Here is a 13221-nt window from a genome sequence, read left to right as displayed (position 1 = left end):
AGGACCTCATGAAACAGTTTAAACATAAAAAGTTTATCGGTTTGGCCTTGATTGTCTTTTTGGTCTTCATGGTACTTGGAAAATATACTCAGAGCACGGCTTTCACATCGTCTTCAAGAGTTTATGCCACAACCGTTGTCGATAAGAATACTGGGAACAAGGTGCGTTTTGAAGTTCGTAAAATCAAGGGAGACAAATACGAAGTCAAAAATACTGAGACAGGTGATACTTATCAGGCTAATGCCCAATCCGGCGAAGACCGTTCTTTGAGCTTTAAGTTGGCTGGAACTAACGGCAACTCAGACGGTACTATCCGTATCACACCAAGTATGGTGCCTGGAGGAGATGCAAAGGTTGAAATGACTGACTCAAACACCTATACTCAGGTTGAGGGAGGTTCTGAAGTCGTTGAGTCTAGCGAGACCTCGTCTAGTTCTTCAAGTAGCCAAGTTAAAAGCATTATTAAGGATATTTTGGAATCAAGTAGTTCATCCTCTGGTAGCGATGCAAGCTCAGAGTCGTCTTCTAACGATCCAAATAAGCCAAATGCAGATATCAAGACTAAGACCGATGTCAATGGTGATAAGGAAACCACTTATATTGCAGACTATTCGACTGAAGACATTAAGTCCATCACAGAAGCCTTTGGGAAATGGCTCTATCAGTCTGACTATGCCAAGGATGCTGTTTTAGTTCAAAGCAGTTTTGATAGTATCACTAAGGTCAATGATGGTAGTCCAACCTTCCTTTCATTTAAGGCACCTAAGGAAAAAGATAGCAGCCAAACGATTACCATCCTTGCTAATCTCATCAATGCGGATGGCTATGAACATATTACTGGTGTTCCAAGTGGTATCATCAATGGTAAGGAAGTCTCAAACTATGATTTCAAGGACTATAAAAACACGGTTGATTCCTTTGCTCTAGGAATTAATGAAAATAGTGGTAAGACCGCCGACTATAGCCCAACATCATCCTTCCGTCTTTATACCTTGAAGGATAAGAAACATGCTATGTATGAAGACGATGCCGCTGAACAAAAAGCCCTCTTTAAGGACTTCTCAGCTGATGATAAAACTGGTGGCAATTATAATGGCTACAACAAGCTTTATAAGGATTTGGTTGACCAAGATAAGGATTCTTACCAAATTGTTCTCGGATCTAATGGTACTGTTTATTATGTAACTAACTACTGGAAGGGCAATTACGATAAGAAGGCTGTTCAGACCTATAAGGTAGCACCAGATGACATGCAAGAGGCTTACCAAGAGCTGCTCAAGCATTACTCTAGTGCTAGCACGTCTGATAGCTCAGAATCTTCAAGTTCTTCACAATCATCAGAGTCATCATCAAGCTCATCAGAGGCCAAAACAGAATCAAAAACAGAAACTAAGACCGAACAAACAGGCATGGATGTTAATGCTATCAAGGATAATAACTTCCAAAGCCTTGAAGGGACTTGGAAGAATGGGAATGGTAGTAGTTTGAATTTTTCTAAGGACAATTTAACAGCTCCTGAGAATTATGTTGTTGAAAATACAAATGGAAAACTTGAGAATGGCTATCTCACATCAAGTTTAAGAATGGGTATTTCTGGAGCAGCAATTCTCTTTATTCCAAAGGGAGTTACACTTCCGACAGTTCAGGGATTTGTGGATGGTTCAGATAATACTAAAGACCGTATTTTGGTCACTCAGTCAGCATCGCCACAATCTGACGCCAAGCAATTCTACTATAAGGCTGACTAGACCTGACAAGGGTGAAAGTCTTAAAAAAAGTAATGTTATAACCTAAAAGTTGAGATAAAATTATCTCAACTTTTTATGTTACATTTGTAACTTTAATTTAATAGTAAGTCCATCTTATATAAATAAATGGATTCTTAGAGGTATTATATACTTTATTAGAAATTTAATTATTGTGAAAACTTACAAAAAGCTATATAATGAGTAGTGTTGTAAAAAGGGCTTCCTAGGGGATTTTTGAGGAAGTTTCTTAAATCAGATTAAAGGGAGAGGGGGAAAAGAATGACTTTTATTATTGAATCGCTATTTGCTGTTTTTAAAGATTTTCATTGGCTAGTATCTATAGACACACTCTTGATTTTCTTTGTCAATTATCTGATGTTTCATGCAGCTGGTAGGGTCAAGATTTCTTGGAGGCTACTTTTATTAGGTGGTCTTTTGTCAGTTGTTTTGACTCCCCTTCTTCCTATGGGATTCAAATTTTTACTTAATCCTCTCATATTATTTTGTTTTAGTTATTACAAACGTCCAGACTTGCCATGGATAGAGCCGGTATTTAATAGCTTTTATGCCTGGGGAACAACTAATATCATTATACGGGGCTTGTCATTAATCGTCTTTCCTTTACTTTTGGGAGCCGACTTGATGAGCCGCATTCCAGAATCTTTAACGGAGTTTATATGTGTGGTAGTTACCTATCCTCTTTACCTCTTGGTTCACCGTTTTATTGGTTATGAATATTTGCAGGTCGAGGAAAAGGAGCGCTTACGCATACACTTCACCCCTATTGTTATTGGGGTTAGTTTTGCCTTTCTTTCATACGGGCTTCTAAATGATTTCATGCCTTACTTTGCTAGCATCTGGCCTGTAGAAGTGGTTAACAATTATGCCAAGTTGATCGTTCTATTAGCAACAGGAGCCTTCTTCATCGTTGTTTCCTATGCCAACCAGTGGATTAAGGATGAACTTTTTCTGGAGTTGAAAGAGGAGCAGGAGCGTCATTTCCAGAGCTTACAGGAATCTAGTAGACATATCCTCCATCTTTATCAGGAGCTATACCGTGATGGAGTGCCTAAGGTAGTCGTACCTAAGAAGGCTAAGACCGTTCTGGCTACTAGTCAAGAGGGAGACACTCAGAACCTATCTGATGAAGAGGTTCCCTTCAGCAAGGTTATGCCAGATATTTCTAACCTGCTTTCTCAATTGTTACGTTCCGTCATTGAGAGTAAGTATATGGAGTTTCATGCTGTTGGCGTTGATTTTATCATGGAGGTTCCAGACCCTATATCCCCAGTTCATATCGATGTAGTGGATTTATCAGCTGTTCTAACCACCTTCTTGGACAATGCCTTGTTGAGAGCTCATGGTCAAGAAAATAGTTTAGTTCGTATGTCTTATTACCAAAGAGGTGAGGTCCAGGTCCTCTCTGTAGAGACAACCCTTTCGCAAGATAGTGCCGAGGCGCCCCACGAGGCGTATGAGAGTCACTTATCAATCAATGAGCAGCTCGAAGATATTATGGAGCGTTACCCTCAGTCTAAACTTAGCTTTAAGAATGATAAGTTCATCTATAGACAGCAATTTGAATACTAAAGACTTGTAAAAAAAATATAGAAAGGAGATTCGATGTTTGAATCGTTTTTGGGAATAAATTTTTTAAATCTCTATGATACAGATGCCTTTCTAGCCATTCAGCTTATTTTAACTCTGACGATAAATTGTGCCATTTTCAAACGAATGACAGACATTCGTATCTCCTGGACGGTCTTCTTGACCTTAGCCCTGTTAGATGTAGTCATTCAGTATAATATTACTAACATGATTATGGTTTTTGATGTCTTTATCCTGATGATTTTGGCCTTTCTTGCTAAAGGGAAGACCTGGTCAGTGACCCAGTATGCTTTTCATACTTTGTTTCCAGTGGTGACGTCAGATTTACTTTATCGCTTATTGGGACTCTTCTTTATTCCCCTTCTCTTAAATCTCCCTGTCGCTGAGGTAGGGTCCAATGCTCTTTTCTATCTCTTATCTTACGGCTTGATTTTGCCACTTTATTTTGTATTTGACCGTTTCTTGGGCTTGGATTTGAAGCGTTGGAAGGTCTATAGTGATGACTCTTTCCAGAACCTCCAGATTTCTAGAAGAGTTGCTATAGCAATGGCCATTTATTTATTGGGAATCTATCTCAGTGTGAACTTAGACAGTTGGTTCCCTGGCTATTCTTCAGAGGTGGAGTTGAGATTTCGGATGCTTTGGGTTCTCTTGTCCGCAGTGGCTTTCATTTTCCTAGTTGCCCATCTTAATCAACTGTCTAGGCAGTATTTGGAAGAGAGTTTGGCCATGGAGGAAAAGAGGCATTTGAATAGTTTGACCAAGGCCAACCAAAAGATTGATCTTCTCTACAATGAGTTGTTACAATATAGACAGTCTTATCAGACGGTTGTGGAACAATTTTCAGAGGAAGTGCGTGACCAGGAAGAGGCTCTTGCCGAGCAGGTGTATCAGAATGTGCTTAGAGAGAGTGCCAAGGAGTTTGAACGTTTCCGTGTCATTGATAATCCTAAGCTGGAAAATATTCAGTCCTTACCCTTACGTAGTCTTCTTTCGGCTCGTATGATGGAGGCTAAACGTAGTAATATTCCAGTGACTTGTGATATTCCTGAGGAGATTTCAGGGTTTACCATGAATGTGGTTGACTTGACCTTGCTGGTGTCTATTTTCTTTAGTAATGCGATTGATGAGAGTAAGCAGGTGACTGTTAGTCAGATTAGTTTTAGTTTTCACCGTCATGATCAAGATGGCACCTTCCACTTTATTATGGAAAATAGAACACAAGAAGAAAGAGTGGACCTTGATGCCATTATGCAGGAAGAAAATCAGAAGAAAACGTCTGTTCTTAACCTTCACTCAGCCAAGGACATTCTTAAGAAATACGGTGATGCCAACTTGATTACAAGTAGTGGTGATTATCTCTTTAAACAGGAATTAATTTTTAAATAAAGTTGTAGAGCTAAATCAAAGGATTTGGCTCTTTTTTTGGTTACAGGACCATAAAAGATGGCTCTTTGCAATGGTTGTTAGGCTGATGTCTGAAGCTTGGGACATCGGAAGTAAAAGGGGCGAGGGAGGAGTCTGATTGTTGCTTCATTCTGTGTTATAATAGCAAGGATTAGTGGTTGTTAGCACTAAGTGAATGGCAATTCTTGCTTAGCCTAACGACTGGTGTAGAGACAAGAAAGGGACGTCTTATGAAATTACTTTATACGGATATGTCTCAGGATTTAACAGAAATTCTGACGGAGCAGGCAACCAGCTATGCTCAAAAGGGAAAGAGGGTCTTTTATATTGCCCCTAATGCCCTGTCATTTGAGAAGGAGCGTAAGGTCTTGGAATACCTGCCTCAGTCAGCATCCTTTGAGATTACGGTGACTCGTTTTACTCAGATGGCGAGATACTTTATTCTCAATACGAGCAACCCCAAAACGCAGCTGGATGATACTGGTCTGGCCATGATTTTTTATAAGGTGTTGTCGCATATGGGCGATGATGAGCTCAAGGTTTATGGCCGTTTGCGCAAGGATAGTAACTTTATTAATCAATTGGTAGACCTTTACAAAGAGTTGCAGCAGGCTAATATGACGGTTCTGGATTTGCAGCATTTGGATCAGGCAGAGAAACAAGAGAATTTGGTAAGGATTTTCAGTGCGGCTCAAGACCTCTTGTTGGCAGGAGATTTTGACAATCAATCAAAACTCAGTGCCTTCTTCAAAGAGATTACCTCAGGACATCTGGATAAGGCTCTAAGTAATACGGTTCTGGTCATTGATGGCTTTACGCGTTTCTCAGCTGAAGAGGAGGCTTTGGTTACCCTCTTAAATGATAAGTGCCACCAGATTGTCATTGGAACTTATGCCAGTCAAAAGGCTTATAGGGCTAATTTTGTCTATGGCAATGTTTATCAAGCTTCAGTGGATTTTCTGAGAACTCTGGCTCAGACTTATAAGGTGACACCTGACTACGTGACGACAGACAAAGAGGGCAATCCTTCTTTTGCACGTATTAGCCGTCTTTTGGAAAGCCGTCATGATTTTAGTACGGTAGATGAGCAGCTGACTGCTCAGGACAAGCAAGCCTTGCAGGTCTGGGAAGTGGTCAACCAAAAGGAAGAGGTGGCTCAGGTTGCCAAGAGTATTCGTCAGTTGCTGGCGGATGGCAAGCGCTACAAGGATATTTTGGTCTTGCTAGGTGATGAGGAGAGTTATAAGCTTCAGGTGGGGCAGATTTTCCGAAAATTTGATATTCCCTATTATTTCGGGAAGGAAGAAACCATGTCTAGCCACCCTTTGGTGCAGTTTGTGGATTCGCTGGAACGTATCAAGCGCTATAATTACCGTGCCGAGGATTTGCTTAATCTCGTAAAATCCGGTCTCTATGGTGGTTTTGCTCAAGAGGATTTAGACCTTTTTGAATATTATGTCAATTTTGCAGATATCAAGGGGCGTCACAAGTTCCTTTCTGATTTCACGGCTAATAGTCGTGATAAGTATGATTTGGATCAGCTCAATACCTTGAGATCACAACTGGTAGAGCCCTTGGACAAGTTGCTTAACAGTCGCAAACAGAAGGGGTCTAGTCTGCTCAAGAAACTTGTGGTCTTTTTAGAGGCTGTGCAAGTGCCAAGTCAGATGGCTAGTTTGACTGCCAAGGCCAGTGAAGCTGAAAAAGAGCAGAATGAACAGGTCTGGAAGGCCTTCACGCAACTCTTGGAGCAGGTTGAGACAATCTTTGGGGAAGAAACACTTTCAGTGGATGACTTTTTGTCTATCTTGCGTTCGGGCATGTTGGCCTGTGATTACCGTACGGTCCCAGCTACTGTTGATGTGGTCAATGTGAAGAAATACGATTTGATTCAACCACACTCTGCTCCTTATGTTTTTGCCTTGGGCATGACCCAGTCACATTTTCCAAAGGTAGGGCAAAATAAGAGTCTCCTGTCTGACGAGGAACGTAGTCGTATCAATGAAGCTACGGATGAACACCGGAGTTTGGATATTGTTACGCAGAGCAATAGTCAGCGGGGGCATTTTGTGGCTATGTCACTTTTTAATGCAGCTAGTGAACAATTGGTGCTTAGTCAGCCACAAATTCTCAATGAGACTCAAGATGACATGTCGGTTTATTTGAAGGAGCTGCTTGACCTTGGTCTTCCTTTGGTTGAAAAGGGACGTAATCGTTTCGAGGCTAAGGGTGACCAGATTGGGAACTACAAGGACCTTCTATCAACTGTCATCGCCCTTAACAGTAGCCATCTAGATGCTGATTTGGACAAGGAAACGCAGACTTTCTGGTCAGTTGCGGTGCGTTATCTCCGTAAGCGACTTGATAAGGACCAAGTCTTGATTCCAAATGTGATTGACGATGTGACGACGACCAAGGTTGATGATCAGGTCATGCAGCTGGTCTTTCCGGGGGAAGAACCACTGAAATTATCAGCCTCGGCTCTGACGACCTTCTATAACAACCAATATCTTTATTTCTTGCGTTATGTTTTGGGGCTTGAAGAGTTGGAGTCCATCCATCCAGATGCTCGACACCATGGGACTTACTTGCACCGTGTCTTTGAGCGTGTCATGGGTGATTCTTCGTCAGAAAACTTCGATGATAAATTGGAAAAGGCTATTGCTCAGACCAATCAGGAACAACCCTTTGAACTTCTCTATACAGAGGACCAAGAGAGTCGCTTATCTCGTCAGATTTTAGAAGATATCGCCCGATCAACTGCCAGTGTTTTGCGTGATAATGCGGCTGTTAAGGTTGAGCGTGAGGAAGCCAAGTTTGACTTGCTTTTAGCAAATAGCATCAAGATTACAGGGATTATTGACCGTGTGGACCGTTTAACGGATGGGGCTCTGGGTGTCGTTGACTACAAATCAGGTAAAAATGTCTTTGACATTCAGAAATTCTACAATGGTCTCAGTCCGCAATTGGTAACCTATCTAGAAGCTCTTCGCCAGACCTATAAGGTTGATGCTGATCAGCTTTTTGGTGCCATGTATCTTCACATGCAGGACCCACAGCTTAACCTAGCTCAGTTTGGTCTGGATAAGTTAGCAGCTCAGGCTCATAAGGAATTGACCTATAAGGGACTTTTTGTGGCTTCAGAAACGGAGCATCTGGCTGGTGGAAACTATGATTTACAAAAGACTGTCACCTATGATAAGGAGGACCTAGAAACCTTGCTTGATTACAATATTAAGCTGTTTACAAGTGCTGCTGAAGTTATTCGAAGCGGGAATTTTGCGGTTAATCCTTATACTGAGGATGGCAAGTCTGTCCAAGGAGATCAAATCAAGGCTATTACTCATTTTGAAGCCGACCGCCACATGGGACAGGCTCGAAAACTCTTGCGTTTACCAAGTAAGGGCAAGAAGGAAGCCTATTTGGAGCTGATGGCAAAAGATGAGGACGATAATGAGATGCAAGTTGCTGAAACTATCGTCCCCTTTCCAGTCACTGATCAAGCTGTGACAGCAGACAACAAAGACCAGGAGGACAACCATGTTGACTAAAGCTTTTTTAAGTCCAACAGAGATTAAGGAACGTATTGACCAAGAAGCAGCTTCTGACAAGGAACGCAAGTTAACACCTGAGCAGATTGAGGCCATTTACAGTAATGGTAGTAATATTCTTGTGTCAGCTTCGGCTGGATCAGGAAAAACCTTTGTCATGGTTGAGCGTATACTTGATATGATTGGACGTGGCGTTGGCATTGACCAACTCTTTATCTCAACCTTTACGGTAAAGGCCGCGGGTGAGTTAAAAGAGCGTCTGGAAAAGCGTCTGACAGAGCAACTTGGACAAGTTGAGACGGATGAAGAGCGTGCCTTTCTTTCAGATCAGATTGCCAAGATTGGGACGGCTGATATTGGAACCATGGATGCCTTCACCCAGAAATTGGTCAATCAGTATGGCTATCTCCTGGGGGTGTCACCTATTTTTCGCATCATGACAGACCCTGCTGAGCAGACGCTTATGAAAAATGAGGTTTATACCGATCTTTTCAATGATTACATGCAAGCCAAGGATGCCCAGCTTTTCCAAAAATTGGTCCGCAACTTCGCTGGAAATGGTAAGACTAGTAAGGCCTTCCGTGATCTAGTTTACGATGTCTATAACTTTTCTCAGGCTACTGCAGGTCCTGAAAAATGGCTACGTCAGAATCTCTTAAAAGGGCAGACCGATGCCAAGCCAGACAAGGCTAAAGTTGAGCTTTTAGAGGGTCTCAAAGATGGCTTGTTGGCTGATTTCTTAGCCTTCTTAAGAGACCATTTAGGCTTAGCTCAGCGTGAATTTGCCAAGGCCAAGTATCTGAATAATGTGTCAGATGCCATTAGCCTTCTGGAGGGAGCCTTGGCCAATGACCAAACCGATATGGAGGACTTGCTCAAACAACTCTTGACTCTGTCAGGAGGGACTGGCTTGACAAATATGACCCGTCCTAAAGACGAGGAACTCAAGGCCTACAAGGAAGCTTACAACAAGACCAAAAATGAGTTTGTGGCCCAGTTGCGTGAGATTGATACCCAACTAACGGTCCTCGAGGTTTTGACCAAGCATAATGATGACATCCTACCTCTGTTAGAGCTGCTTCAGGCCTTTGTGCTTGATTTTTCAGACCAGTATTTACAGGCCAAGATTCAGGAAAATGCCTTTGAATTCTCAGATATTGCTCACTTCGCCATCCGTATTTTGGAGGAAAATCCAGAGGTGGCAGCCAGCTACCGTGACCGTTACCATGAAGTAATGGTAGACGAGTATCAAGACAATAGCCATACCCAAGAACGCATGTTGGAGCTCCTCTCTAACGGTCACAACCGATTCATGGTGGGAGATATCAAGCAATCCATCTATCGTTTCCGTCAGGCGGATCCTCAGATTTTTAATGGCAAGTTCCAGCTTTTCCTTGAAAATCCAGATGCAGGTAAGCTGATTCTCCTTAAAGAGAACTTCCGTAGCCAATCTGAAGTTCTTGATGCGACCAATGGTGTTTTTAGCCACCTCATGGACCAGGAAATCGGGGACATCCTCTATGACAAGACACACATGTTGGTAGCGGGTAGCGAGAAGCAAAAAGAGCCTCATCCTGAAAATGAGACTGAGGTTCTGATTTACAATAGTGATGAAGCAAGTGTGACTCCTGACGAGGAAGGTTCTGATCAACCTATCAGTAGTGGTGAGATTTCCTTGGTTATCAAAGAAATTATCAGTCTGCATAAGCAGGGTGTACGTTTTGAGGACATTACCCTCCTAGCACCAACCCGCAACACCTATCTGGACTTGATGGCAAGCTTTGAGGAGCACGGAATTCCCTTGGTTCCTGACGAGTACAAGTCAAGCTACCTAGAGTCACTAGAAGTTATGATTATGTTGGATACCCTTCGTGCCATCAATAATCCTCTTAATGACTATGCCCTCGTTGCCCTCCTTCGTTCACCGATGTTTAACTTCAACGAGGACGACCTGGCTCGGATTGCTGTCCAGGCTGACAAAGGACAATTCTATGACAAGCTTCTTGCAGCTCATACTAAATCAGGACTTCATCCAGAAGTCGTGACGCAAGGACTGGAGGCCAAGTTGACTCTCTTCATTGAGACTCTGGCAGATTGGCGTGATTACAGTAAGTGGCACTCGCTCTATGACCTCATTTGGAAGATTTACGACGATCGTTTCTATTATGATTATGTTGGCAGTCTTCCACGAGCTGAGCAACGCCAGGCCAATCTCTACGCCCTTGCTTTGCGTGCCAATGCCTATGAAAAGACTGGTTTTAAGGGACTTTCTCGTTTTATTGGTATGATTGATAAGATCATTTCTAGCGGTAACGACCTAGAGGAAGTGACAGACTTGGTTCCTAAAAATGCCGTTAGCCTTATGACGATTCACAAGTCCAAGGGGCTAGAATTCAAGTATGTTTTTGTCTTGCAGATGAATCGCAAGTTCATTGGTCACAGTAGGGATGGACTAAGTGGTAAGTATATTATCAACCGTGAAAAAGGACTTGGCATTAAGTACCTAGCTGACCTTAAAGACCAGATAAACACCAATTTGCCCAAGTTAAATGTTGTTCTAGAGACCTTAACCTTCCAGGAAAATCGTAGGGAAGAGCGTCGAGCAAGTATCTCAGAAGAGATGCGTTTGCTCTATGTTGCAATGACTCGTGCAGAGAAAAAACTCTACCTAGTTGGTAAGGGTAGTAAGGAAAAATTAACCCAGCAATTTGGCACGGATGTCGAAAATAATCGCCTACCAGTAGCTCTACGTGACCAAATCGCTACTTATCAGGATTGGGTTATGGCTTTGGATACCGCCTTTATGAGAAAGGATCTCAAGTTTACTGTTCGCTTTGTTGAGGCTGAGGAGTTGACGCCAGAGGCTATTGGTCAGGTTGAAGTTCAAGCAGCAGTAAATGCTGATGATTTATCTAACAATCGCCAGACGGAAGACATTAAGCGTGCTCTAACTGTCTTAGAAAGTGTTGAAAAACTCAACCAGCTTTATGCACCAGCGATTGACCTACCATCTGTGCGTACGCCGAGCCAGCTCAAAGCCTTCTACGAACCTGTTATGGATACCGAAGGGGTGGATATTATGGACAAGAAAGAGGAAGTGCAACCTCTTGAGACTACCACTACCTTTGAGCTTCCAGACTTTGGGCAAAAAACTAAGGTCACTGGAGCTGCAGTTGGTTCAGCCACCCATGAACTCATGCAACGCTTGATTCTTTCTGACAAGGTGACCCTCCAAGATTTGACACAGGCCTTGAGTCGGGTATCGGCAGATGATCAAGTTAAGGCGCGTGTGCAGTTAGAAAAGCTACTAGGCTTCTTTGACACCGAACTTGGGAAGCTCATTCTAGCTAACCGTGGTAAGTTGCGTCGTGAAGCACCATTTGCTATGTTGGCAGAAGATCCCGCTAGTAAAGAAGATTTTGTCGTCCGTGGTATCATCGATGGCTACCTTCTTCTTGAAGACCGTATTGTCCTCTTTGACTATAAGACGGACCGCTTCACTCATCCTAGTGAACTTAAGGAACGTTACAAAGGGCAAATGAGCCTCTATGCTAAAGCACTCAGCCAAGCCTATCAAATAGATAAGATTGATAAATACCTTATTCTCCTAGGTGGAAAAGACTTGGAAGTCGTAGAAGTATAAGCTATAGCCTAACCATTCTTTCATAGTGAAAGAGTGGTTTTTTTGTGTCTTAATCCCACCAAAAAAGACCGGTGTGCACACACCAGTCTTTTCGATAGATTTCCATCAGTATTGTAAGTTCGTTAAAATATTAGAGGATGGAAATAGTTATGAAAAAAAGTATCTTGTAGGTTGCTTAGGCCTACAAGGGATATTATAACAAACTCATCTTAGTCTAAACAAGGTTAGAAAAATTAGAATTAACTGCCACAAACATTGCTGGTTTTTAATAGTTAGAATCCATAATAGCAATAAATAGAGATAAAAACCGTCACATGAGACTGACGGTTTTAGTTTATTTTAATCCTAATATCAACTAATCAAAGGAACCACCCAATTGACCCAGGCCCAGGAAATAGGCATAACCAGAATCATGGCTGGAATCATATCTGCTGTTGGGAATTGACGCAGTTTCATAATACGAAAACCGGTCGCAATCATGAGGAAGCCCCCGCAAGCCTTAAAGTCTCCAATCATGGCTTTTGTTGTTAGAGGGAGAATGAAACCAGCAGTCACAAAGAGGAGGAAGAAAACGATAAATTGTGGAATGGCAATCATGGAGACGATGTAGCCTAGACTACAAGAGAAAATCATGGCTGTAAAGAAATCTAGGATAGATTTAGAAATTAAAATAGAAGCATCGCCTGTCATCCCAGACTCAAGACTCCCGTAAATTCCTGTACCACTCGCACAAAAAAGGACGATAACTGTCAAGAGCTGCGCATAAAATTCATCGTGAGCTAACCCTGTTTGCTTGCTTGGTGTAATCTTGGACAAGCCTTTTTCCATAAGCCCAGCTCCCTTGTTGATGAGGTTTCCAAACTTTAGGGCCAGCCCAATGATGGTACCGATAACTACTGCAAAGATAACGGCAGGCATGTTAACCATATTCACAATAGCGCTAATCCCCATTACCATAGAGGCTAGGCCAAAGATAAGGTTAAGATTTTCCTTGAAATCGTCTCTGAGATAGTCCCCGAAGAGCCCTCCAGCGATTCCTCCTAAGATAATAGATAGCGAGTTGATGATAATTCCAGTTGGCATCAGTGATTTTCCTCCTATTTATTCTAAATACTATAAGTTTAGCATTATCAAAGATCGAATGCAAAATTGTCTCGTTTTTACAAACGTTTTATTGAAATTGTACCTTTGAAGTGATACAATAAATGAGAAGGTAAGGAAATAGCCTTATCTAAATCTATTGCCAGTGTTCTTAGAGTATTGT

6 protein-coding genes are annotated in these 13221 nt (G+C 42.1%); 5 read left to right on the top strand and 1 reads right to left on the bottom strand.

Features of this window, described 5'->3' with window-relative positions; genetic code table 11:
• Positions 1–8: 8 nt before the first annotated feature.
• From H7T93_RS05350 to addA, 5 genes are all read left to right on the top strand, one after another.
• The gene (locus H7T93_RS05350; RefSeq protein WP_037602566.1) at positions 9–1748 is read left to right on the top strand and encodes a DUF6287 domain-containing protein; all 1740 of its coding nucleotides are present in this window, start codon (positions 9–11) and stop codon (positions 1746–1748) included.
• A 279-nt stretch (positions 1749–2027) separates the two neighbouring features.
• Positions 2028–3338 carry a hypothetical protein gene (locus H7T93_RS05345; RefSeq protein ID WP_037602563.1) on the top strand — a complete coding sequence of 437 codons (1311 nt, stop codon included), beginning with the start codon at positions 2028–2030 and terminating at the stop codon, positions 3336–3338.
• A gap of 33 nt (positions 3339–3371) precedes the next feature.
• On the top strand, positions 3372–4745 hold the full coding sequence (locus H7T93_RS05340) for a GHKL domain-containing protein (RefSeq protein WP_037602561.1): 1374 nt from the start codon (positions 3372–3374) through the stop codon (positions 4743–4745).
• Positions 4746–4993: 248 nt separating this feature from the next.
• Entirely contained in the window at positions 4994–8314 is a 3321-nt protein-coding gene (gene rexB, locus H7T93_RS05335) for an ATP-dependent nuclease subunit B (protein WP_037602659.1), read from the top strand.
• Positions 8304–11957 (top strand): helicase-exonuclease AddAB subunit AddA, encoded by a 3654-nt coding sequence (gene addA / locus H7T93_RS05330; RefSeq protein WP_201041661.1) that lies wholly within the window; start codon positions 8304–8306, stop codon positions 11955–11957. Before rexB ends, addA begins: the two co-directional genes overlap by 11 nt.
• A 351-nt stretch (positions 11958–12308) precedes the next feature.
• Here the strand turns inward: addA and H7T93_RS05325 are convergent, their stop codons facing one another.
• Positions 12309–13040 carry a DUF554 domain-containing protein gene (locus H7T93_RS05325; protein WP_014632635.1) on the bottom strand — a complete coding sequence of 244 codons (732 nt, stop codon included), beginning with the start codon at positions 13038–13040 and terminating at the stop codon, positions 12309–12311.
• Between the last annotated feature and the right edge of the window lie 181 nt (positions 13041–13221).

The organism is Streptococcus sp. 9.1 (assembly GCF_016648815.1).
Taxonomy (GTDB): Bacteria; Bacillota; Bacilli; order Lactobacillales; family Streptococcaceae; genus Streptococcus; species Streptococcus salivarius_E.
This window is presented reverse-complemented; position numbering and strand designations above follow the sequence as displayed.